Raw genomic sequence first — 24,491 nt, 5'->3', positions numbered from 1 at the left:
TGCTGATAGATGCTTGTTCCAGCAAGCGATTTTGCCGCAAAATTTTCACTCAAATAACAGTTCTATTCGATTTCATGTTTGTAAACGACTGAAAATCAGTTGAAAGCGGAAAGACTTCTTCATTATTGAGTGGCTTCTGAATTATCCGAATGCAGACAAAACCGCGCATGATAACTTTTACCTTTGCACGCTTACAAAAAACGCGTATGGGTTTAAATCGTGGTATTTCCATCATTGCTGTGCTGCTTCTTGTAGCTTCGGTGGCATGGGGTCAGGAGACCGGAAAGATCAAGGGATTTGTTTATGACAAGGAATCGGGCGAACCTGTTCTCTTCACAAATGTGATCGTGAAAGGAACCACGCTGGGTGCGGCCACCGATGTAAATGGCTATTACACCATCACCAACGTTCCGGTAGGCGACCAAACATTGGTGGTCACTTATCTCGGCTACGATACCTTGAAAACTTCGGTCAACGTTCGGGCAAACAATATCGAAACGGTAAACCTGTACGTGGAGAAATCCTCTGTGAAACTGAGCGAAGTGCAGATCACAGCTGCACGACAGGAAGCATTGACGGAGGTTCGTACTTCCGTAACCACGCTTACGCCTAAGCAGATGAAGCAGATTCCGACCGTGAGTGGTGAATCCGATCTGGCGCAGGTGCTTCAGGTACAACCAGGGGTTGTGTTTACTGGTGACCAAGGTGGACAGCTGTATATCCGTGGTGGATCACCCATCCAGAACAAGGTTCTGTTGGATGGAATGATCATCTACAATCCGTTTCACAGCATCGGGTTCTTCTCGGTTTTCGAGACGGACATCATCAAAACGGCCGACATCTATACTGGAGGTTACAATGCGCAGTACGGTGACCGTATCTCTTCCATCATGGACATTAAAACCCGCGATGGTAACCGCAAGAAATTCTCAGGCAAGTTGGCGTTCAACCCGTTCGGTGCCAATGCTATTCTGGAAGGGCCGATCATCAAGATGCGTGAAGACCGTGGAGGTTCGCTGACCTACTTGGTTTCTGGTAAGACCTCTTACCTGAAATACACGTCCAAGGCGCTTTATCCGTATGTGAACAACGGCAACGGGCTGCCATTCAATTTCACCGACATCTTTGCCAAACTGACCTACAGTTCTAACTCAGGAAGCAAGGTGAATCTGTTCGGTTTCAGTTTCAACGATCAGGTCACCTATCAATCTATCAACAACTACAAATGGAACTCCTATGGAGTTGGGGTGAACGTACTGGTGGTTCCAGCAGGATCGCAGGTGTTGTTGGAACCGTTCTTCAACTATTCCACCTACAAGATCGAACTCAACACTTCGGGTATTGCAGGGAGAAGGTTCAGTTCCATCGGTGGTTTTAGAGGAGGGATGAATTTCACCTACTATTTCGGGAAGAGTGAATTGAAATTCGGGCCTTTCCTTCAAGGATTTCAAACGCAGTATGAATTCACGAATTCGGTCGGTACGCAGGTTGGTGCCAACGATGCGTACAACACCACCGACTTCGGTGCTTACGCCAAATTCAAGTGGAGCTGGAGAGACAAGATCGTGCTCGAACCAAGCTTCCGTTTGCACTATTATGCATCGCTTGGCGTGGCTTCGCCAGAACCACGTTTGGGGCTCAAGTACAACATCACCAAGTGGCTTCGTTTCAAATACGCTTTCGGTCTGTACGCGCAGAACCTGATCAGTGCCAAATCAGACCGCGATGTGGTGAACCTCTTCTACGGTTACCTCACCGCTCCAGAGAATCTGCCCAAAACGTTTGACGGCAAACCTGTGAAGAACCCGTTGCAGCGCGCCATGCACAACATCGTTGGGTTTGAAGTGGACCTCGGCAAGCGCATCACGTTGAATGTGGAAGGCTACTACAAGAACTTCCTTCAGTTGACCAATGTGAACCGAAACAAACTTTTTGCCGACACGCCTGAGAATTCTCAGGTTCCCGATCAGTTGAAGAAGGATTTCATCATCGAGAACGGAAAGGCGATGGGTATCGATTTCGTGTTCAAGTACAACTACAAGCGACTTTACATCTGGGCGGTTTACTCACTCAGCAAGGTGACGCGCTACGATGGCATCAAGGAATATTACCCGCTGTTTGACAGACGCCACAACGTCAACTTGGTCGCTTCGTACCGATTCGGAAAAGACCTGAACTGGGAGGCAAGCGTCCGCTGGAACCTCGGTTCTGGATTCCCATTCACGCAAACGGCAGGTTTCTACGAGAACCTGATGTTCACCAACGGGATCAACACCGATTACACCACACAAAATGGAAACCTCGGTGTGCAGTATGGCGAGTACAATTCTGGTCGTTTGCCATATTATCACCGATTGGATTTTACCGTGAAGAGAAGCTTCGAGCTTGGACAGCATACATTGGATCTTGTTCTTGGTATCACCAACGTTTACAATCGTCAGAACATCTTCTACATCGACCGCGTGAAGTACGAGCGCGTCAACCAACTTCCGATCCTTCCAAGTATCGGACTGAGCTGGCAGTTCTAACTTTTGACATGTAGTGGCCACAGATGAAATGTCAATCAGAGCAATCAGAGAAAATCTGTGCATCTGTGGCTAAAAACATGTTCTATTCAATCTAATTGAACTTAACATAAAGCATCATCATGGATTTTATTGCCAAGGAAATAGAAGCGTACGCAGAAGAATTTACGCGCGAAGAAGGTCAGGTTCTGGCCGAACTGAACCGCGAAACGTACGCCAAGGTGATGATGCCTCGCATGCTTTCGGGGCATTTGCAAGGACAGATCCTGCGCATGTTCTCGCAGATGATCCGTCCGAAGAACATCTTGGAAATTGGAACTTACACGGGTTACAGCGCCCTCTGTTTTGTGGATGGATTGCAGGAAGACGGCAAACTTGTCACCATTGATGTGAACGAGGAGTTGGAAGATATCGTCCAGAAGTATTTTGAAAAGTCTGGGAGGTCATCGCAGATCGATGCGCGTATCGGCAATGCGATGGAGATCATTCCCACGCTGGATATGAAATTCGACCTTGTTTTCATTGATGCCGACAAGGAGAATTATCCGAATTACTTCGATCTCGTTTTCGATAAATTGAATACGGGAGGTTACATCATTGCAGATAATGTGCTTTGGAGCGGCAAGGTGCTGGAAGACGATGCGAATCTTGACAAAGACACGCTGGCACTGAAAGAATATGCCCGAAAGGTGAAGGCCGATCCGCGTGTGGAAACCGTGCTGCTTCCTGTTCGAGACGGTTTGCTCATCGCACGGAAATTGGCTTAATTTGGCCATCACAATTCCTTAACCTTTCAGCATCGACTGACCTTTACGCCAACCTGAGCATCGAATAAATTGGCCAGACCAAAGGCGATCGTTTCCGTCATCAACGACCTATCTACCGACCAGCGCGTGCATCGGCATTGCCTGCTGCTTGGGCAAAAAGGGTATGACGTGTTGCTGATCGGTAGAACAACTTCCGTCAGCGTTCCGCTGGATGACCGCGGATACACCATGCATCGCATGTGGCTTCCGTTCGAAAAAGGTCCGCTGTTCTACGCTTCGTATAACATCGGTCTGTTCTTCAATCTGTTGTTCCGAAAGGCGGATCTGCTGTTCTCCAACGACCTTGATACACTGCTTCCGAACTATTTCGTGAGCCGATTGAAACGTACGTCACTTATTTACGACAGCCACGAATTTTTTACGGAAGTGCCCGAACTCGTGCATCGTCCCAAAGTGCAGCGCGTATGGCAAAAGATTGAGCGAAGCGTACTGCCAAAACTGAAAAACACGCTTACCGTAAATACTTCCATTGCGGGACTTTACAAGAACCTTTACGGCATCGAAATGAAGGTGTTGCGGAATGTACCCAAGGCACTTTCGCCCGAACAACCGAAAGCAAGCCGAGAAGAATTGGGAATGCCGACAGCTAAAAAGGTCATCATTCTGCAAGGTTCAGGCATCAACATGCATCGCGGAGCGGAAGAGGCTGTGGAATCGATGCAGTACATTCAAGATGCTGTGCTGCTCATTCTTGGTTCGGGAGATGTGATTTCCGCTCTGAAAAACCGCGTGAAGGAATTGAACCTTTCTGACCGCGTCATTTTCAAGGACAGAATGCCGTACGAAAAGATGATGGCGCACACGCGCCTGTCCGATCTCGGCCTTTCGCTCGATAAGGACACGAACGTGAATTATCGTTTCAGTCTGCCGAACAAATTGTTCGATTACATTCAGGCAGGAATTCCAGTTCTCGGTTCCGAGCTGGTGGAGGTCAAGCGCATCATTCAGAATTATGGAGTTGGTGAGATCGTCCGCTCCTTCGAGCCGAAGGAATTGGCACAACAGATACAGGAAATGCTGCATTCAGAAAAGGTTGCCGAATGGCGAGCCAATGCTGTGAAGGCCAGCGCAGAACTCACCTGGGAAAAGGAATCGGAAGTGTTGGGAAAAATGATCGATTCGCTGAATGGATAAGCACTTGCACGTCATATCGTTCGATGTTCCATATCCTGCCAATTATGGTGGCGTCATTGATGTGTATTTCAAGCTGAAAGCATTGGCATCTCTGGGCGTGAAGATCCATTTGCATTGCTTTGAATATGGCCGAAAGCCATCACCCGAACTGGAAGCGATATGTGAAGAAGTTCACTACTATCATCGAAAGACCACACAGAGCTATCTGTTCCGAAGACGCCCGTTCATTGTGGTCACGCGTTCTTCCGAAGAACTGCTTAAGCGATTGCTGAAAGACGATCATCCGATCCTTTTTGAAGGGTTGCACACTTGTTTTCATCTTGCAGATGAACGGTTGGCGGATCGCTTCAAGATCGTGCGGACGCACAATATCGAGCACGATTACTACCGCAATCTGGCCAAGGTGGAGAAGAATGTCTTCAAGAAATACTACTTCTTGAATGAGGCTGGAAAACTGGAACGGTTCGAGCGCACGCTTTGCAATGCACAGCTCATTGCTGCCATTTCCAAAGCCGACACGGAATATCTGGAACCGAAATACCCGAACGTTCAGCACATTTCGGCATTCCACCCGAACGACCATGTGGATATTGCCGAAGGAATGGGCAAGTTTTGCTTGTACCACGGCAGCTTGGAGATAGGCGAGAACAATGAAGCTGTGCTTTACTTGGTACGCCATATCTTTTCGCAGTTGGATGTGCCGCTCATCATTGCCGGAAACAAGCCTTCGGCTGAACTGAAAGCGGAAGTGGCCAAGCTGCCGAACGTGGAGATACGCTCAGGGCTGAAAACGGAGGACATTCATCAGCTCATCCGCGAAGCGCAGATAAATGTGCTGCCCACGTTTCAGGCAACGGGAATCAAATTGAAACTGCTGGCCGCGCTTTACATGGGACGGCATTGCCTGGTCAATTCCTTCATGGTCGAGAACACGGGATTGGAATCGCTGTGCAAGGTGGAAGATTCCGATAAGCGGTTCATGGAGGCGGTGAAGACACTTTTCTCAGAGGAGTTCAATGGCGACAGCCGCGAAAGACGGCAGGAAGTGCTGGATGCGCGTTTCTGCAATCGGGTCAATGCGCAGAAGCTCTATGGATTGATCTACGGTGAATAAAAAGCCCCGCCTGAATTCAGGCGGGGCTTGGCAATTCTTCATATTGGTGATCTTAGAACTTCATCACTTTCTGTGAGTAAAGCTCGTTGTTCAACCGTAGGTTCACGAAATAGATTCCGCTTGTCACAGATTCCAAGTTCACCACGTAGTTGTGACGACCAGCGGCCAATTCGCCACTGGCAATTTCCATCACTTGTCTTCCGGTAAGGTCAACAACCGTAGCAACGATCTTGGTGCTCTCCTTCAACTCAAGGAAGAAACGGGTTTCCTGATTGAACGGGTTTGGATAAACAGCGTAAGACGAAAGTGCGCTTTCAGCAGCAATTTCCTCAACACTTACGGCATCGCGAGGAACGCATGTGTACACGATCTCACCGCCAGTGTTTCCTGGATCTGTCGGGTTTCCGTTAGAATCTTGCGAAAGCGAATGACCTGCCTGGTCATCGCGCTGGTATACGATATGGATGCAATCATCTACTTTGCGGGCGATGGAAGCAAAAGCACATTCGCTGAAATCATCTTCGTAGATGTCAACCGGATCGGACCAAGTGCTTCCGTTATCCTCCGACTCCATCACGTAAGTGTGTCGCAACAAACGGCCGGCACCATCGTCCGTACCATCTACTACAGAGCTGTAAGCCAAGTAGATGATGCCATTCTCATCAATACCTGATGAAGGATGCGATGTAAGTCCCGTACCATAAACCCCAAATGGGAAATTGGTCGTTCCGCCTGATGGGGTGTTCAACTGACCGTCTCCGTTCAGGTCAAGTGCAAACGCGATCGTATCAACATCGCCAATGGCACGTGAGTCGTTCCAGTAGGCCAGACCATCCCAACCTGGGAAATACGAATATGGGTCGGCTTCCACATCATCCAACATACGGGTAACACCCCAAAAACAATGGATGGTTCCGTTGCCATCGATAAGGACTGAAACAGAGCCGTCATTACACTCGATCGTATCGGCCACTTGGTCGCCATCAACGTCAGAGATCATGGTTTTGTAATCATACTTTGGAATTGGGAATGTGTCCACAACTGTTTTCGTCCAACTGTCACCATTGTCGGTCGACTTCAGAAGTGTCAGTCCGGCAGCAAGACCGCCAGCAAGAATGGCCACATTGTCTCCGTCCGCATCAATTGCGTAATCGTCAGATGAGAACCCGAAGTAGTAAGTTGAATCAATACCTGGAATAACTTCATGGACAACATCGAAGGAAGCACCTGAATTGGTAGAACGGCTGTAGCAGATGGCTCCTGCCTGTCCGTTGTAGAAGATCCAATCTTCAGTTACAGGGTCGGCCGGATAAGAGATGCTAATTACATGCAATGAGTTACCATCTGCGCCACCGGCAACCATGCGCGGCCAGTAGTTTCCATCAGAAATTACTGGAGGAAGCAGCGTTTCAGACTCGGTCCAAGTTCCCGTTCCAGCAGCAGAACGGCTGATGACATCCAAGTTATTTGTGTTGGTGTTGTGAGAGATCACATGCTCGCTGCCATCTACAAGAACAGCGATTGATGGCCAACCTGTTCTGTCAGATTCGATGCGCGCGGTCGGTTGATCTGCCCAAGTATCAGGAACGCGGTCCCAATAGTTATATCCTGTTCCTCGGTCCACGTAATTGCCACCGGCCAACGACATGGTCCAAGTAACCGAAATTCCATTTTCATGATTCACAATTCGGTTGCAGATGGATGAGTTGGTCTGAAGGTCGTATTTCGTTTCGCCAACGATCTCTTCTGCAAAGTCACCGGCATTTGCCGTGGAGGAATTTGAACTCGGTGCTTCTTGAGCGACCTCATTTCCCGTTTTTGGTGCGGTTGCACTAATGCGAAGGTTCTTGATGGATTCTGGGGTGACAGCGCGGTTTTGGCTGTAAGCTCCAAAACCCAATGCAACTCCAAGAATGAGCAACGTAGATTTTTTCATCATTTGATATGTTTTGATTTGCCCCGTGAAATTAACTTTCGAAGGCTTTAATTCATAAAAAAGGCCGATCGAACTTCGATCGGCCTCAGAAATTTTCAATTATCGCAGATTATTTTGCGATCACAACTCGGAAAGTTGTAGTTGAGTTGTCTTCAAACTGCAGTTTGAATGTGTGCATTCCGCTTGCCAATTGACTTACATCCATGCGAATGTTGGTACTGTTGTTCTGACAAAGGTTCTCTGAAAGCACCATTCTTCCTTCCATATCAAAAACGGTAACCGTAACATTTCCGTTCATGGCAACGCCAAGCGGAATGTTGATCATTTCTTTTGTCGGGTTCGGATATGGCTTGACGTCTGAAGCCTTCACTTCATCAGCAATTCCGTTTGCCAGTTGCATGTTCAGAATAATGGCAGGAACGTTGTCCGTTCCAAAACCACCGGCATACCAGGTTCCACCATCTATGTCATTGAGCGGGAAGAACAGTTCGGTAGGGTAGCCATCGTACGTGGTGTTGTAATCCAAGCTTCCATCAACTCCCAAGAACATATTGTCGATAAAGATGGTGGCGCAGCCAAGATACTTCTGCTCGTCAATAAGGTCGATCGGTTGAGCGAATGTGTGGGTAACGAACTCACCTTGAAGGTCTGCTGCATAGTCGTAAAACTCGTTGTTCGTCAGTTCGGTCAGGTCGTTGAACGTTGCGGCAGCAGTTCCGTCAAACGGATCATTCCACTCATAAACGGCCAACTGAACCGACTGTGTGGTAAGGTCGATATTGTTGGTAGATGTGTTGAAGGTCATGCCTGTGATCTGCATGCTTGACGCATTTGGCGACTGAAGGGCAACACACCATTCAAATTCGGTACCGGTTGCAGGTCGAAGGCCGCCAGAACCCTGAGGGCCATCGTTCGGGTCAACACGGCTCTTGGAGTACACTCCGTTGCCGTTGATCCAAAAAGATGCTGTATTGACATTGTCCGATGGAAGGTCATCGGTCGCATCCGAAACCATGTTGTAAGTGATGGTATAAAAACCTTCCTCGTATGTGGTTTCCGAATAGTTCGGCAATGAGACAAAAAGGCTGTCTCCGGGAGAGATGGTCGCTCCGACAGAGCTTTCATCGTAGACCTGAGTTCCATCGCGGTCAATGGTTGCAGAGAGAACAGCGTTTATTGCATCCGCTGACCCGAAGTTGAAGATCCAAGCTCCAATAGGAACCTCGTATCCTGTGTTGCTTACAAACGTGGAAGGGATGGATTGGCTGTTTGCCATTCCGAAATCGCCAGAGTAAGCACCGATGTTGTTGGCAAATACACCGTTCGGATTTCCAATGAAAACCTGAACACCACCTGCGTTAATGGAGTCTGCAAGAGCAGCACCATTGGCATCGCTGATAAAGATCACTGGAATGGTGATTGCGCTGGCGCTGTCTCCAGAGAGCATGTTGATCAGGTTTCCAGGAACGTTATTCACGATGACGCAGCCAACCGCTCCTGCGGCCTGTGCTCTGTACGCTTTCAACGAGAAATTGCAAGTTCCACGATAAAGGAAAGCGACCTTTCCGTTGATGTCACCCGTATTGATGATCGGGCCACAACAGGCAGAATCGCCAGCAGCACCATTCGTTGGGTCAACATACGTTCCATCATCATACGCCCAGGCCGCTTCCGCAGTAACATGGGTCGTGTCCAGATTCGCACCCCAGCCATCGGCTGTGTAAGAATCAGTAAAGTTGTAAGATCCGGCAATGTTGGATGGTGATTCCACCAAGAATAGATTTTGGGCCCATGCCGATAACCCAAGTACAGACAACCCAACGGTTGCTGCGGCAATGCGTAGATTTTTCATCATTCGGTGAATTTTGGTTTGAATCCGTGAAGGTAAACCTCAACGTTCACTAATCATAACGTTAAGGTGAGGTTTGGTTAAGATGATGACAGAATTTCCTCAGAAATCTTCCGGGCCGACCTTTTGTAAGGTGTCTACCACATAGCCGCTTTCGCATTTTAAGGTGCGGGCCGGATGCTTTTTAAAAAAGGAATAGTTGTGCGTAGCAAGCAGCACGCTTGTTCCGGTCTCCGTGATATCGATCATCAGTTGTAGGATACCTTCCGATGTTTCGGGATCTAGATTTCCAGTCGGCTCATCGGCCAAAATGACTTCGGGATGATTGATCAGCGCGCGCGCCACGGCCACACGCTGCTGCTCACCGCCCGAAAGTTGGTTCGGCATTTTGGTCTTGTAAACCAACGGGATGTCCACCAGTTTAAGCACTTCATCCACACGCTCGTCCATTTTGGCCTTGTCTTTCCAGCCTGTGGCTTCCATCACGAATTTCAGATTCTTCTCCACCGAGCGGTCTGTCAGCAACTGAAAATCCTGAAATACGATCCCAAGTTTTCTTCGTAGAAAAGGAATTTCCTTCTGGCCGATTCCTGCCAATGCATGTCCTGCCACGTAGCCTTCACCTTCGCGCAGCGGAAGATCTGCATAAAGCGTGCGTAGCAGGCTGCTTTTTCCCGCTCCCGTACGACCGATCAGATAGATGAACTCACCTTTGTCCACGGCAAACGAAACCTTGTTCAAAACCGCGTTGTCGCGGATGAAAACGGTCACGTCCGAAAGCTGAATGATATGGTCTTGGTTTTCCATGCGGAGGTGCCAAAGTTAATATTCTACGGAAGTGAAAAGCGTACTCTTCTCTTAACACGCCCGCGTTGAAAAGTATTGTGCATGCCGCTTAGGGCTGGCCGCATGCCCGATAATTTAGCACGGATGAGTTTGGGGCAAACTGCGGTTCGAAAAGTGATGCTGTCGGTGCTTTTGGCATGTCTGACAAGCGTGTCCGTTTTCGCGCAGCGGGTTTCGGCAGATGTCTCGCCAGAACGCGAATATGCCGTAGCGCTCGAACTCTATCAGAAGCAGAAATATGGTCAGGCGCAGGAGCGTTTCGGTAACGCGTTGCAGCATCATCGCGCGCTGCCAAGCATCCAGCAGGAGAACGCCATTTATTATCAGGCATCATGTGCGTTGGAACTGTTCAATGGCGATGGCGAGAACCTGATGACCACGTTCATTGCCGATCATCCTGAACATCCGTTCATCAATCTGGCCAATTTCCAGTTGGGCACATACTACTTCACCAAAAAGCGGTACAAGTCTGTTCTCGATCAGTTTGAGCTGGTCGATCCGACCAAGTTGGATGAGCAGTATTTGGAGGAATTCTACTTCAAGAAAGGCTATTCGCATTTCATGCAAGAAGAGTACGACCGTTCCAAGGAAGCGCTTTCGCATGTGGTGAACGGTGGGCAGAAGTACCGTTCGCCTGCGTTGTATTACAGTTCGTACATCCTTTATAGAGAAGGTAGAAACGATGCCGCACTCAAAGGTTTTCAGGAACTCGAATCGGATAAACTGTTCGGAAAGGTCGCGCCATTTTATGTGCTGCAGATCTATTACCGACAAGGTCGGAATGAAGATGTCATCTCTTACGGAAAAGCGCTGCTCGAAAAGGATTATTCCGAAGCTAAAAGCGGAGAGATCCATCGCATGTTGGGCGAAGCGTACTACAATTTGGAACGCTACGCAGAGGCGATTCCCGAAATGGAAATGGCCATTTCAGAATTGGGTGGAAACCGTGATGACCGCTACAAACTGGCGTACGCTGCCTATCGCGGAGGTGATTATGAAAAGGCGTTGACCTACTTCCAGCAGGTAACGGACGAAGAGGACGAACTCGCGCAGTTGGCCTATTACCACATGGGCGATTGCTACCTGAAACTGGACCGCAAAATGGAAGCGCGTGGTGCGTTCCGTTCAGCATCTAAATACGCGTTCGACAAGCAGATTCAGGAAGATGCGCTGTTCAATTTTGCCAAAACGGCCTACGAACTTTCGTACGATCCGTACAACGAGGCGGTTCAGGCGTTTGAGGAATACATCGATAAGAACCCGAACAGCGAGCGCGTGGATGAGGCGTACAATTTCCTGCTTAAGGTCTATCTCACCACGCACAATTACGAGGATGCCATCAAGTCCATCGATAAGATGAAGCGCGTGGATGATGCCTTGAAAGAAACCTATCAGCGCATCAGTTATGTCCGTGGAACGGAGCTTTTCAACGACCTGCGTTTCAAGAATGCGGTGCATTACTTCAAGCGTTCCGACAAGTATCCTGTCAACCCTGACATCACGGCCCAGGCCATTTTTTGGCAGGCCGAAGCGTATGCGCGCATGCAGCGTTGGAAAGCGGCCGAAGAGCACTACAAACTTTTCATGGAAGCACCGAGCGCCATCAATCTGCCCGAATTCGGCTTGGCGCATTACGGCTTGGCGTACGTGTATTTCGAGAATGAGAAACTGGATGAGGCCATCAACTGGTTCCGCAAGTTTGTGGATTACGAAAAGCACGATTCGCTGCGCGTGAATGACGGTCTGTTGCGAATTGCGGATGCATTCTACCTGAAAAAGGAGAACAAGCGCGCCATCGAGTTCTACGACAAGGCCATCAAGTACAACAAGTTCGATACGGATTACGCCATTTTCCAGATAGCGGTCTGCTATGGGCTTGAGGGGCAGAATGCCTCAAAAGTGGAAACGCTCAAGGCGATGCTGGAGAATTATCCGGAGACCGATTTTGCGGCCGATGCCAAGTATGAGATCGCAGAAACGTACTTCTTTACCGACAACAGTTCGGAGGCGGTCAAGTATTTCGATAAGGTCATCAACGAACATCCGAATTCGAGCTATGTGCGCAAGGCCAAGCTGAACAAAGGCCTGCTGTTCTACAACCAAAGTTTGGATGAGGCAGCACTTCCGTTGTTCGAGGATGTGGCAGAGAATTATCCTGCCACGGAAGAGGCCAAAGAGGCGTTGATGAAGATCCAGAAGATCTACGTGGAACGGGGCGATGTGCCTGGTTTTGAGAAATATGTGGCTGCGAATAACTTCCCAGACATCACCACGGGCGCACTCGACACTTCTTATTATGAAAGTGCGGAATTCATGTTCCTGAAAGGAAATATGGAAGGTGCCATGGCCGAATTCGGCAAGTATCTGGAGAAGTTCCCGCATGGCTATTTTGTGCTCAACGCAAACTTCTACCGAAGCGAAGCCGCTGTGGAGCTCAAGAAGTATGATGAGGCCATCACGGGCTACGACCGTGTGCTCGATTTTAAGAAGAATGCGTTTACCGAGCGGGCGCTGATGGCGGCATCGGAGATCTATCTGTACCAGCAGAAATACAACGATGCGTTGCTTCGTTTCACCATGCTGGAAGAAGTGGCCGAAAGTGCTGAAAATCTGATGGAAGCACGTGCTGGACTTATGCGCTGCAACTACAAACTCAATAATTTCGATGCGGCCAACGAGTATGCGGAGAAATTGCTCCGTTCGGACAAGGTACCTGAAGAGGTGATCGGAGAGGCGCGGTTGACATCGGCAAAATGTGCGCTGGCGCAGAACAACCTCCGATTGGCGCAGGAACGCTTCAAGGAAACGCTGCTCGAATCGAACAACGAAGTGGGAGCAGAGGCCATGTACAACTTGGCGTACATCCACTATCTGGAAGAGGAATACGAACAATCGCAGAGCCTCATTTTCGAGATGGTGAACATCTTCCCGAACTACGGAAAGTGGATCTCAAAATCCTTCCTGTTGCTTGCCGACAACTATGTGAAACAAGGCGATCTGTTCCAAGCGAAGCTCACTTTGCAGAACGTGGTGGATAACTATCAGGGAGAATTGAAAGCAGAGGCACAACGCAAATTGGATGAACTGAATGCCGCTCAACCGAAACTGGAAGAGCGCAAGGACGGAGAAGAATGGAACATTGAGTTTGAGCAGGAAGGCAAGGTGCGTGACGAGATATTCGAAGCGGACAGCATTGATGCGGACGAAGAATATCAGATCGATTTCGAGAAAGAATGAAAAAGTGGATCTTCCATATAATTCTGTTGTCGGTGGCGATGAGTTTTGCTTCGCAGAGCTTCGCGCAGACCGAATCGGATCAGCTGCCGGACAGTCTTCGCTTCACCATTAAAAAGAACTATCGGCCTGTGGCCCGCGATGCCAAAAAGATCTTGGCAAAGCCAGAAGTGAAACACGACACGGCAAGTCTGGCCAAAATGGACTACGAAGTGCTCAACAAGACAAAAGAGGTCACGTATGAGGCTGAGCCGTTGCAAGCGGCCAAACTGAGCAACGAACCGCTTCAGAAATTGTACAACGGCTTTGCCAAGGTCGGTTTCGGTAATTACACCATGCCATTTGCTGAGGTGAGTTTCAGCAGTCTGCGCAGCAAGAAGTATCAGGCAGGCTTCTTTGCACGTTATCATGCTTCGTACGCAAAGCTGAACAAGGTTCGGAATTTCGGTTTCACCGATGCGGGGATCACAGGTTTCGGCAAGTACTTTATGAAGAAGCATGTGCTCGAAGGCAAGTTGAATTATGACGTGGATGAGAACTATTACTACGGTTTTGATACCAAGGATGTGACGTTTCGGAACGTGCAGTCGGTGCAGAAGGACAGTCTGCATCAGGTGTTCCATCATGTTGGTCTCAATGTTGATCTGAAATCCTTGCAAGAGAAGAAATTGAACGTGTTGGATCAATTGTCGGTCGGTTACGGCTATACGCGCGACAACTTTCAGGCGCAGGAGCATTTTGCGGCATTGGTGGGCGGTGTGGCGTTCAATGTGAAGAAGGAGCAGATGTTCATCAAAACATCCTTCAACTATTACAATCTGGCGCAGCCAAGCTACAACAGCAACAACCTCATCTGGTACATTCAGCCCGAATTCAGAGCAAAGCGGGAACGCTGGGCCATCGACCTCGGTGTCAATCTTTCATTGGATGTGAACGACACAACCACCAAAGTGCTGGTGTTCCCAGTGTTGGATTTCCACTACTTTATTGTGAAGGACATTCTGCGCTTTTATGTGGGCGCGAAAGGTGGCGTGCAGCGTAACGGATTGCGCTCCATCTCGCAGATCAACCCATATTTCAAGACCGATCAGGCACTCAGCAACAGTTGGGAACGCTTGAATATTTATGGTGGTTTCAAAGGAAGCATTACGCGCAGCATCGGGTTCGATGTGTCGGTGGCCGAGATCATCACAGGGCAACAGATGTTCTTTGTGAACGACACCACAGGCGGCATTGGCAATAAGTTCCTGACCGAGTATCATGATGTCCGAACCACCAGTTTCAAAGGTGCGCTGAGCTACCAGTTAAAGAGCAAACTGCAATTGGTTGCGGAGGCGGAATACCGTTTGTTCGTCATGCCGACCGACAGCATCAAGCCTTGGCATCAGTCACCTTTCCGATTCACCTTCTCAGGTAATTACAACATCAAGGACAAGTTCATTTTCAAAGCGGCCATCAGCGCATTCGGACCGCGTGTGGTGCAGGCGTTCAGCACCGATTCGTTGGGTGTTGTCTCTATGACACCACAAACGCTCAAAGGCTACGCGCAGGCCAGCATCGGGGTGGAATATCGCTACCGCAGATGGCTCGGAGCCTTCATCGATTTCCGAAATATTGCGGGCTACCGCAATGAAGTTTGGAAGCAATACAAGATGCAAGGATTCAGCTTTATTGCGGGGCTGAATTTCAGCTTCTGACCTACTGTGTAAAACTGCTCTCTTTTTGTTGATAACCTCAAGCGTGAAAGCCGCTGTTTGCGCGGCTTTCGGGTCTATTTTGGGTATCTTTGAAAGTTCAATTTTCAGTACCTAAAAATGTCGGAAATAGTGGAAGAAAACGAGAAAAAGCCGAAAGCATATTCGGCCGATAGTATCCAGGCCCTTGAGGGCATGGAACACGTGCGGATGCGTCCGTCAATGTATATTGGAGATGTTGGTGTAAGAGGTCTTCACCACCTGGTCTATGAGGTGGTCGATAACTCCATCGATGAGGCGCTTGCAGGGCATTGCGACCACATCGATGTGACCATTACAGAGAACAATGGAATCCGCGTACGCGATAACGGTCGCGGAATTCCTGTTGATATGCACAAGAAAGAAGGTGTTTCGGCCTTGGAGGTCGTTATGACCAAGATCGGGGCTGGAGGTAAGTTCGATAAGGATTCGTACAAGGTTTCGGGCGGTCTCCATGGTGTGGGTGTTTCCTGTGTGAACGCACTTTCGAGCGCGTTGCGTGCTACGGTTTACCGAGATGGTAAAGAATGGCAGCAGGAGTATTCACGCGGTAAGCGTCTTTACGAGGTGAAAGAGGTTGGCCCGACCGATTACCGTGGCACGGAGGTCGAATTTCAGCCGGATGAGCAGATTTTCGATTCGCTTGAGTACAACTACGAAACGTTGGCCACGCGTATGCGCGAACTGGCCTATCTGAATAAAGGAATCACGGTCACACTTACAGACCTTAGAAATCCAGATGAGAAGGGCGAATTCCCAACGGAGACATTCCACTCAGAGGAAGGTCTGCGTGAGTTCGTGACCTTCTTGGATGGCAATCGCGAGAAGTTGATCGATGATGTGATCAGTATTGAAGGCGAGAAAGGCGGCATTCCTGTGGAAGTGGCGATGGTTTACAATACGTCTTATAGCGAGAACATTCACTCGTATGTGAACAACATCAATACGCACGAAGGCGGTACGCATCTTTCAGGGTTCCGAAGAGGTTTGACCAACACATTGAAGAAGTATGCGGAAACATCTGGAATGCTCGATAAACTCAAATTTGAGATTTCTGGTGATGACTTCCGTGAAGGGTTGACAGCCATCGTTTCGGTAAAGGTTTCTGAGCCTCAGTTTGAAGGACAGACCAAGACCAAACTCGGTAATCGCGAGGTGACCGCACCTGTAAGTCAGGCGGTGAGTGAGATGCTTGAGAACTATTTGGAAGAACATCCAGCTGACGCGAGAACCATCGTTCAGAAAGTGATTCTGGCCGCTACTGCACGTCATGCGGCACGCAAGGCGCGTGAGATGGTTCAGCGGAAGAACGTACTTACAGGAACAGGACTTCCCGGTAAGCTTTCCGATTGTTCGGACAAAGATCCAGAGCGTTGCGAGCTTTTCCTCGTTGAGGGTGACTCGGCAGGCGGTACAGCCAAGCAAGGACGTGACCGTAACTTCCAGGCAATACTTCCACTTCGTGGTAAGATTTTGAATGTGGAGAAGGCCATGCAGCACAAGGCGTTCGAAAATGAGGAGATCAAGAACATGTACACCGCCTTGGGTGTAACCATTGGAACGGAAGAAGATGAGCGTGCGCTGAACATGGACAAATTGCGATACCACAAAATCATCATCATGTGTGATGCGGATGTGGATGGTTCGCACATCGCCACGTTGATTCTGACATTCTTCTTCCGCTACATGCGAGAATTGGTGGAGAGCGGCTATCTGTATATTGCTGCGCCACCGTTGTATTTGGTCAAGAAGGGCGCAAAATCTGAATACTGCTGGAATGACGATCAGCGGGATTCCGCTGTGCTAAGACTGAAAGGTGAAGGCAAGGAAAGCTCTGTGGGCATTCAGCGTTACAAAGGTCTCGGAGAGATGAATGCGGAACAGCTTTGGGAAACCACTATGGATCCAACTGCAAGAACGCTGCGTCAGGTGACCATTGAAAATGCCGCAGAGGCCGATAGGATCTTCTCCATGCTTATGGGTGATGATGTACCACCTCGTAGAGAGTTCATTGAAAAGAACGCCAAATACGCGAAGATTGACGCGTAATTCGCGAAACCACACCATTGCAAAATTAGAAAGCCCCGATCAGACATCTGATCGGGGCTTTCTCTTTTGTTTTCTCAAAGCTACTTTGGAGTTGCAGCCTCTTTTGAGTTAACCACTTTTCTTTCGTTCCTACGCTTTTCCATCAACTCACGATTTGGGGCAGCGGATTCCTTATCGGAAGTGCTTTCAGCGCTTTGGCTTCTCTTCTCCGTAACATTTTCAGATGTTGTAGCAGCCTCTTTTGAGACCTTTTCATCCACATTTTCACTTTTACGTATGTGCGCTTCTTTTTTGGTGGATTGAGCCATGGCCGACCCTCCCAACAAGAGTGCGATAATGAATGTGAAGTAGTGCTTCATTGAGAAACCAATCATTAATTAATAGCAGATAACACTTAGTGTTCTGTGATTTGTGCCATTTGTAGAGGTCGCAGGCTCACAGTAGATCGTTCCAGTATAAAGACCTGTTCTCATCCATTCAAGCGTCAGAGTATGAGATACGTTTGCGGTCATGCTTACCGGTTTAGTGAAAGAAAGTGACCATGTGGTGGCAACTCCGTAGACATCATCGTAATCCTCACCGGTTGTATTTGCACCACCGATCGGTGTTCCGTCAAGTAGGACACGAACAAAGACGTTTTGAATTGGATATGCCTGCGGATCAGAACGTCCTGAAATGGTCATCATCACAAGTCCATTACTTGTAGTAGGAGTGAAGGTCAACGACAACCCAGTACTTGTAAACGTAGTTGAGTTCATACTGATATCGGTTGTTCCGGTGGTACTGAAAACCTGAGATCCAGTTCCGGCAGGGCCAGTAGGCCCTTGTGGTCCTTGAGGCCCCTGAGATCCTTGAGGACCCGTTGATCCGTTGGAACCATTAGCACCAGTTGGTCCGGCAGGTCCTTGCGGTCCGGTTGTACCGTTGGCTCCGGTAGGACCAGTAGGCCCGGCAGGTCCGGCAGGTCCCGTAGCACCAGTAGGACCATTGGCTCCGGTGGGACCAGTAGCCCCATTCACACCGGTTGGTCCGGTCGGTCCTGTTACACCTGTTACAGGACCCGTAGGTCCCTGAGGACCGGTCGGACCTGTAGGTCCTTGTAAACCAACCCCTGTGGGTCCTTGGGGACCGGTCGGGCCAGTAACGCCATTTGATCCGCTTGGCCCTTGAGGTCCCTGTGGTCCAGTTGGTCCTGTAGCTCCATAGCCACCGGATCCGAAGCATATCCAGTCAACCGTAGCATCATCCCAGTAACAGAATTGGTTCAGATCAATATCATATACCAACAGACCTTGCGCATCATTGGGTAGCGTTGTAGTTGGTGGGTTGGCAATTCCCAATCGCTGTAGCGTATTGACCCGTGGTACCAGCATTCCTTTCTCAGCAGAGGTCACATCCAAAATCGAGTTCGGGTGAGGAGTGGTCGTTCCAATACCAACGTTATCCTGAGCGGATACCTGAGCCACCGTGAATAGCACGAGGGTAAATATGCTCGAAACAAGAAGTCGTAGATTCATTCTCATGAATAGGGGTTTTGTAAGAAGTCCCAAATGTACATAAATGTTGAAATTTTCAATCGGTTGTAAAATTGGTGTTATCTAAGAAGCAGATCCGCGCTTTTCTACCGACAGATCTTACCTCAGTAGTGTAACATGACCAATGTATGAGTGGTCATTTCCCTTCACATCATTCAGTTTTATCCTCCATACATAAACGGCCATTTGAACGGGTGCCCCTTTGTATGTTCCATCCCACGGGTCGTTTATGTCTTCGGTATAGTAGATCAACTCTCCCCAACGGTCAAATATTGACATCTTATAGGTGTCCCAATCAATGCCTTCTCCGTAGCCACGGAACCCATCGTTTTTACCGTTCTCATTTGGTGTAAAGGCATTGGGAGCATAGAACATGAAATCAGGTTCGATGATGACCTGTCCGACCGCCTCATCCGTACATCCATGAATTGTGGTAACGAGCTCATGTATGATGTACGTTCCCGTATCTGAATACAGGTGTGTCGGATTCTGTTGTGTTGAAGATGCCCCATCACCGAAGGTCCAGTTCCAACTGGCAAGATCTCCAATAGAGTGGTCGGTGAATTCAATATCTGCGTTGAGAAGATTCACTACCTCAGGGGTTAGATCGAAGCTGGCAGAGGGTAACGGGAACACCTGTACAAAGTCGGTAAGAACGGTATCTGTCACACACCCTTCTACTGTGGTAACGGAGAGCGAAATCGTGTAGCTTCCCGCATCTTCGTACTCGTGCGAAGGGTTTTGAACGCTTGCGGTATTTGAATCCGAGTTGGGATCTCCGAAGCTCCATGTCCATGAAGCCGGTGTGGGTTGCGTCAGGTCACTGAAATCAACGGTCAGAGGCTGACAACCACTATCTGGTTCGGCATTCACAACAATGGTGGGGAGCGGGATGATGGTAACGGTACTGGAAGCAAATGCAGGTGGCGTGCCACATCCGTCAGATACCATGAAATCAAAGGTGGTTGTCACCAACGGTTGGGTGTCAATGGGCAGCGTTACGGGTGTCGTGTTGTCCGGTAAAAGGAAGATGTCATAGTTGCCATCGCCTCCACCTGCTTGCAGATCGATGGTTGCAAAATCGTAAGGACAGATACTCGTGTCAGGACTGAACAATGGACGAATGACACTCAATGTCAAAGGAGGAAGCACATCGATTGTAACGGTTTTCGGAGCAGATTGGCAGCCGTTGGTATCCGTTACCATCAAACTGTAAGTGGTTGTTTGGGTTGGATTTACCGCAGGATTTGATGCTGTAGAATTAAGCGTTGGGTCTGCTGGATTTGCAGTCCAGGCGTAGTTCAACGGAGCAACGCCACCCGTAATTTGAGCGGTTAGATTGGCGGTTCCGCCAATGCACACTTCGTTTACATCGGAAGACACGGAAACAACCACTTCCGCTGGACCGGAGATGGTGACGTTTACCACCTTCGTGCATCCGTCCTGATCGGACACCAGAATCTGATAATCATCTTGACAAAGCGTGGATGATGAGTTCGAGTTGGCCACATTCGGTGTCCACGTGTAAGTGTACGGACCGGCACCATCGGGTTGTATGTCGATGCTGCCATCGCATGCATTGAAGCAGGTTTCATCTGCGCTGTTAACAACGGTGTTGAATGAAACGGGTTGGTTGATGGTGAACGTGGAATCCAAACTGCAACCTGTGGCATCCGTTACGGTAACAGTAACGTTTCCAACGCCAAGATTGCCTTCGACAGGGCCATTCCCTCCACTTGTCCAACTGTAGCTGTATGGACTGACGCCTCCCTGCGGTGCAACCACGATCTGTCCATCGCTACTTCCGCATGATGCATCGGTGATCACCGCAGGAATGCTCATTTCAGAGAAATCGATCACCACTTCATCGGATGCGGTACATCCATTTCCGTTGTCTTCAGTCCACGTGAAAGTGTAGGAACCAGCGGTTGTTACCGTCACGGTTGCATCAGGTGTGTTGGCATCAGGCGTAAAAGTCGTTCCGGCAGGACCACCTGTCCATGTTCCGGTTCCATAACTTGCTACGGCCTGCAATTGGTAGAACAACTGGCAGGTCTGCGCATCCGTTCCGGCATCAGCGATCGGCAACGCCACGAACGGCCCACCACTTATTGTCAGAGGGCAACCATTCTCATCGGTTACATCAAACGAATAGTTGTCACCGTTCTGAAGGTTCTCAACCACGATGTCTCCACCATTCTGGCATGTAGAGTTCACGAAATCGGCAGTTGCTGGCTGTAGGTTGGAGGCTGTGAAATCTCCACCGTAAACCTCAGCATAGCCGCCACTCAGGTTGACGCTCACAGTATTGGTCTGACAATCGGGAGTCACTACAGAAGCAGTTGGCTCCAGATACGTTACCATCGTTGTCGGTCCCATATTCCAGCAATCTTGCAGAACAATGAATGTTGGCGCAACCGGGTCGAAGGAGTAAGTGGTTATCGGAACATAATAGACCTCATTGTTCGTGAAGGTACCCGGAGGAAACAGACTGATGATCGAGTTTGCATCATTGATATCGGCAATTCCATCGGCAATTGGAATCGGAGCAAGGAAACAAGGGTCATCATTTGGGAAAACTCCAGGCGTTGGCGGACAACTATAAACGAGGAAGTTGATGGCAGGTGCATACGGAAATTGATTGCCGTTTCCGTCAACAAGCGGCCCATTGTCTTCCGGGTAGGTGTAATCACCATTGGTAACCAATTGAAACTGGTCGCCATCGCAGAGAATAACATCATTCAGGCCGCTGCCTGTGATGGTGGCCGTAGTGGTACCTGCATCTGCACTACAACCACAGATAATGGTCTGTGTCTGTTCGCAGGTTGGGAAATCTGAGAAATAGTAGGTGATGGTGTAGCTGGCGGCTGCCGGGTCCAATCCGGTCACCGACCATGCTTCAGGGCTACTGAAGGGTGGCTGAATGTTGGTCGATTGCGTGTTGGTTCCATCATTTATCTCCACTACAATAGTTCCCGTTGATGGCGGATTATTGAATTCAATGGAGCCGGTTACCTCGCCCGTTCCTGTAACACATTCAGATTCGTAATAGGTTATAGTAGGAGGAGCTGTGAACGTAGTGGTGATGTTGCAGTTCTGATCATCGCTGAAAACGGCTCCGAAATCACAGGCAAGGCCGTCTTGAGGCAGCCCGGTAAATGTGACCGTCATCGGGCTAATGAACGGTGGTGTGAATGTTTGCGTGTTGAAAAAACAATCGGAAACAATAAGCTGTCCTGTACTTGGTGGATTGCTGAATGTGAGCGTGGCTTCCAGATCATATTCCAGCGTGCTTTGGCTGGTCGTGTAGCAATCGGTCATGGTCAGATCCAAGGCTGTCATGGTGCAACCGGCACAAGGTTGCACGGTCACATCAAACGTTACAGCAGGGCCATCGCCACATTGGATGGTCTCCACCACGGAAACCTGTCCGCTGGTGGTTCCCCAGTTCACAGTTATGGAATTGGTTCCTTGGCCCGAAACGATGGAAGCACCCGTTGGAACAGTCCACGTGAAGGTAGAACCAGGCGTATTGGTAACCGAATAGACGGATCCACTTTCATTCTCGCAGACCGGAGACGGACCCTGAATTGGTGGTGTCTGTGGATCGCAACAGTTCGGGTCGATGGTTATGGTCACATCATCCGAAACAGTTACACAGCCGGCATCGTCCGATGCTGTGAGCGTGTAGGTGATGGCACTTGTGGGGCAGACCTGAGGAGTGAGCGTGGTTTCCTGTCCAGCTGCCATATCGGTGGTTGGAGACCAGACCACATCGGGCGTGTATTCATCCGGTTCGTCATCAAACGTGATGGACCACCCGTCAAATGTCCCCGATCCGCTGAAGGCATTTGTTTCAACCGAAATGGACCAAACACCATTTGCGGTGCAGCCGTTCATGCCAGATAGTGGTTGGCTTGTGTTGTAAGTTCCGGTTATTGGGGTGGGGTTTGCACCCGAAAGTGCCGATCCTCCGGAAGGAACAAAACAGGTATTCTGATAGGAGGACGCATTGATAAAACTGCCTGCCGGGGCTCCTCCGATAGGAACAAGTTCTACTTGGGTTCCATCAGGACAGACCAATGTCACGGATAACGCCTCAACACCCGAAGGTGGAAGGTTAAGTCCGGTAAAATCCAAGCTGGTAAGACATACCTGTGTAATGGAACCGGGGTTGACGGTACTCATGTTCAGATCCTGAACGTTCACATTCACCGAAGCACCTCCAAAAATGGATGCATCGAACGTTTCGGTCTGGTTATTCTCAAATGTTTTCGGACCTCCCGGGTCATTTACAACGGCAGCAGTTCCTGCAAGGTTGATGCAATCTCCCGGACACACGGTTTGATCCGCTCCGGCATCTACCTGAACATCCGGATTGGTCACCACCACTTGAACGGAATTCTGGCAGTTACCGGTGCTCGTGGTCATATCCACCGTATAGGTTGTGGTTACCAGCGGACAAACAGGTGTCGGGTCGTCTCCCGGCAATGAGGTGGTGTAACCGTCATGCTGCCAGGTGTAGGTCACATTCGGGTCGTTTACGATGATTTCAACATTATCAATCCCCCAATGGTCGTACTCTGCACCCGAATCGGCATCCTGAAACCATCGGAACTGAACGTTATTCACCAATGCTCCAGCTGGAATTGGGAAACACCAGTTGTTCCAGTTCACTAATTGCGGGTCATTTCCACCATTCGGGTCGAAATAATGAATGGTGATCCATGTGTTGCCGCCATCGATGGAATATTGGAGATAAACGCCTTCATCCGGTTCGTCCGGACCTTCGCAGGGCGAGGCGTTTCCTTGGATGGCATACAACATATCGAAACAGATGGTGCCACCTGCGGGAGCAACAGAAGGGCCGAAGTTCAACGGAAGCGTTTCGAGTGAGCGGGGAGAGGCTGATTGGTCGCCCATCCAAAGATGCGTGGTACCATCCACACCGTTCGGGCTGCAAGGATTGTTAAAAGACGCCTGCTGCGTGAACGACCACCCTGTCGGTTGTCCGTTATTGAAGTCCTCCGAAAAACTGATGTTACCGGATGTGGAACCGAAATGCGAAAGCGTTACACATTCACCACAGGTGATCTCCGTGTAAGTCGCATCAGCATTTACCGTGCATTGCCCAAACGAACTGCCATAGAGCAGCACAAGAACAGGAAGAAACGAGATGACTTTTCTATTCCACATCGGTCACCGTTATTTCTTTCAGTTCGTAATGCGTCAACTGCCGAACATCTTTCAGATCGAGCATCTTTACAAAGATCCTCAGCCCGTTGTTTTCGGTGCATTCGCCACTCAATGTGGTATTTGCCGGAATCTCTACAGAAGTATGGTATTCATCACTATCTGCCATGCAGGTAGTACACTTTCCATCATGCCAGAGTTCCCGTTTCCAAGAGATTTTGATGGCAGTATTTTTCTCGTTGGAGATGGAAAGGAGAACGTACTGTTTATGTGTGCCGTTTTTAGTGTCATGGCAATCTTCCAATTGCGATGTAATGGAAACGCCAGCACTGGAATAGATGGTTGATGTTTGCTGATCGATCTGCGCAAACAGTTTGCCGCTCGCCAGAACGGATAGCACAGTAAAAGACAAAAACGCGATCAGGCGTAGGTCGGTCGGCCTCAAAGCTCAGTAGTAGGTTGGTTCATGCTCAAGACTCTCACAATGTTTTCGGGTTGCTGTTCGCAGACCTAAAA

14 protein-coding genes are annotated in these 24,491 nt (G+C 49.3%); 7 read left to right on the top strand and 7 right to left on the bottom strand.

From position 1 onward, the window contains the following. The first annotated feature begins 149 nt into the window (after nucleotides 1-149). The 4 genes from GC178_11435 to GC178_11420 all read left to right on the top strand — a co-directional run bounded on the left by GC178_11435 (nucleotide 150) and on the right by GC178_11420 (nucleotide 5,600). On the top strand, nucleotides 150-2,528 hold the full coding sequence (locus GC178_11435) for a TonB-dependent receptor plug domain-containing protein (GenBank protein MBI1288175.1): 2,379 nt from the start codon (nucleotides 150-152) through the stop codon (nucleotides 2,526-2,528). A gap of 119 nt (nucleotides 2,529-2,647) precedes the next feature. Beyond that, nucleotides 2,648-3,292 (top strand): methyltransferase, encoded by a 645-nt coding sequence (locus GC178_11430; protein ID MBI1288174.1) that lies wholly within the window; start codon nucleotides 2,648-2,650, stop codon nucleotides 3,290-3,292. Nucleotides 3,293-3,361: 69 nt separating this feature from the next. Beyond that, entirely contained in the window at nucleotides 3,362-4,486 is a 1,125-nt protein-coding gene (locus GC178_11425) for a glycosyltransferase (GenBank protein ID MBI1288173.1), read from the top strand. Then, nucleotides 4,479-5,600, top strand: coding sequence for a glycosyltransferase (locus GC178_11420; GenBank protein ID MBI1288172.1), 1,122 nt, complete (start codon nucleotides 4,479-4,481; stop codon nucleotides 5,598-5,600). Before GC178_11425 ends, GC178_11420 begins: the two co-directional genes overlap by 8 nt. Before the next feature lie 52 nt (nucleotides 5,601-5,652). Here GC178_11420 and GC178_11415 read toward each other — a convergent pair whose 3' ends face one another. The 3 genes from GC178_11415 to GC178_11405 all read right to left on the bottom strand — a co-directional run bounded on the left by GC178_11415 (nucleotide 5,653) and on the right by GC178_11405 (nucleotide 10,192). Next, a complete protein-coding gene (locus GC178_11415) occupies nucleotides 5,653-7,539 on the bottom strand; it encodes a T9SS type A sorting domain-containing protein (GenBank protein ID MBI1288171.1) in 1,887 nt (628 codons plus the stop codon). A 106-nt stretch (nucleotides 7,540-7,645) separates the two neighbouring features. Beyond that, nucleotides 7,646-9,391 (bottom strand): T9SS type A sorting domain-containing protein, encoded by a 1,746-nt coding sequence (locus GC178_11410; GenBank protein ID MBI1288170.1) that lies wholly within the window; start codon nucleotides 9,389-9,391, stop codon nucleotides 7,646-7,648. 96 nt (nucleotides 9,392-9,487) lie between these two features. Further along, nucleotides 9,488-10,192 (bottom strand): ATP-binding cassette domain-containing protein, encoded by a 705-nt coding sequence (locus GC178_11405; GenBank protein MBI1288169.1) that lies wholly within the window; start codon nucleotides 10,190-10,192, stop codon nucleotides 9,488-9,490. 81 nt (nucleotides 10,193-10,273) lie between these two features. On the opposite strand from GC178_11405, the gene GC178_11400 reads away from it, so the two are divergent. The 3 genes from GC178_11400 (at nucleotide 10,274) to gyrB (ending at nucleotide 17,247) form a co-directional block, all read left to right on the top strand. Continuing rightward, the gene (locus tag GC178_11400) at nucleotides 10,274-13,468 is read left to right on the top strand and encodes a tetratricopeptide repeat protein (GenBank protein ID MBI1288168.1); all 3,195 of its coding nucleotides are present in this window, start codon (nucleotides 10,274-10,276) and stop codon (nucleotides 13,466-13,468) included. Next, nucleotides 13,465-15,162, top strand: a complete 1,698-nt coding sequence (locus tag GC178_11395) for a hypothetical protein (protein ID MBI1288167.1) — start codon at nucleotides 13,465-13,467, stop codon at nucleotides 15,160-15,162. Before GC178_11400 ends, GC178_11395 begins: the two co-directional genes overlap by 4 nt. Before the next feature lie 117 nt (nucleotides 15,163-15,279). Next, nucleotides 15,280-17,247 (top strand): DNA topoisomerase (ATP-hydrolyzing) subunit B, encoded by a 1,968-nt coding sequence (gene gyrB, locus GC178_11390; GenBank protein MBI1288166.1) that lies wholly within the window; start codon nucleotides 15,280-15,282, stop codon nucleotides 17,245-17,247. Nucleotides 17,248-17,327: 80 nt separating this feature from the next. Here the strand turns inward: gyrB and GC178_11385 are convergent, their stop codons facing one another. From GC178_11385 to GC178_11370, 4 genes are all read right to left on the bottom strand, one after another. Beyond that, nucleotides 17,328-17,606, bottom strand: a complete 279-nt coding sequence (locus GC178_11385) for a hypothetical protein (protein ID MBI1288165.1) — start codon at nucleotides 17,604-17,606, stop codon at nucleotides 17,328-17,330. 18 nt (nucleotides 17,607-17,624) lie between these two features. Next, complete coding sequence (locus GC178_11380; GenBank protein MBI1288164.1) at nucleotides 17,625-18,620, bottom strand: hypothetical protein; 996 nt, start codon at nucleotides 18,618-18,620, stop codon at nucleotides 17,625-17,627. A 261-nt stretch (nucleotides 18,621-18,881) separates the two neighbouring features. Continuing rightward, the gene (locus GC178_11375) at nucleotides 18,882-23,978 is read right to left on the bottom strand and encodes a T9SS type B sorting domain-containing protein (GenBank protein MBI1288163.1); all 5,097 of its coding nucleotides are present in this window, start codon (nucleotides 23,976-23,978) and stop codon (nucleotides 18,882-18,884) included. After that, complete coding sequence (locus tag GC178_11370) at nucleotides 23,968-24,420, bottom strand: hypothetical protein (protein MBI1288162.1); 453 nt, start codon at nucleotides 24,418-24,420, stop codon at nucleotides 23,968-23,970. The genes GC178_11375 and GC178_11370 overlap by 11 nt, the downstream gene beginning before the upstream one ends. Nucleotides 24,421-24,491 lie beyond the last annotated feature (71 nt).

It is taken from the genome of Flavobacteriales bacterium, from assembly GCA_016124845.1.
GTDB lineage: Bacteria > Bacteroidota > Bacteroidia > UBA10329 > UBA10329 > UBA10329.
Note: the sequence above shows the minus strand (reverse complement) of the source record. Positions and strands in the feature narration are given on the sequence as shown.

What these genes read in the sequence shown, in the direction of transcription:
- GC178_11385 (MBI1288165.1), bottom strand. Translation starts at nt 17,606, where the DNA reads ATGAAGCACTACTTCACATTCATTATCGCACTCTTGTTGGGAGGGTCG.
- GC178_11380 (MBI1288164.1), bottom strand. Translation starts at nt 18,620, where the DNA reads ATGCTGGTACCACGGGTCAATACGCTACAGCGATTGGGAATTGCCAAC.
- GC178_11375 (MBI1288163.1), bottom strand. Translation starts at nt 23,978, where the DNA reads ATGTGGAATAGAAAAGTCATCTCGTTTCTTCCTGTTCTTGTGCTGCTC.
- GC178_11435 (MBI1288175.1), top strand. Translation starts at nt 150, where the DNA reads ATGCAGACAAAACCGCGCATGATAACTTTTACCTTTGCACGCTTACAA.
- GC178_11410 (MBI1288170.1), bottom strand. Translation starts at nt 9,391, where the DNA reads ATGATGAAAAATCTACGCATTGCCGCAGCAACCGTTGGGTTGTCTGTA.
- GC178_11405 (MBI1288169.1), bottom strand. Translation starts at nt 10,192, where the DNA reads ATGGAAAACCAAGACCATATCATTCAGCTTTCGGACGTGACCGTTTTC.
- GC178_11430 (MBI1288174.1), top strand. Translation starts at nt 2,648, where the DNA reads ATGGATTTTATTGCCAAGGAAATAGAAGCGTACGCAGAAGAATTTACG.
- GC178_11415 (MBI1288171.1), bottom strand. Translation starts at nt 7,539, where the DNA reads ATGATGAAAAAATCTACGTTGCTCATTCTTGGAGTTGCATTGGGTTTT.
- GC178_11395 (MBI1288167.1), top strand. Translation starts at nt 13,465, where the DNA reads ATGAAAAAGTGGATCTTCCATATAATTCTGTTGTCGGTGGCGATGAGT.
- GC178_11420 (MBI1288172.1), top strand. Translation starts at nt 4,479, where the DNA reads ATGGATAAGCACTTGCACGTCATATCGTTCGATGTTCCATATCCTGCC.
- GC178_11400 (MBI1288168.1), top strand. Translation starts at nt 10,274, where the DNA reads ATGCCGCTTAGGGCTGGCCGCATGCCCGATAATTTAGCACGGATGAGT.
- gyrB (MBI1288166.1), top strand. Translation starts at nt 15,280, where the DNA reads ATGTCGGAAATAGTGGAAGAAAACGAGAAAAAGCCGAAAGCATATTCG.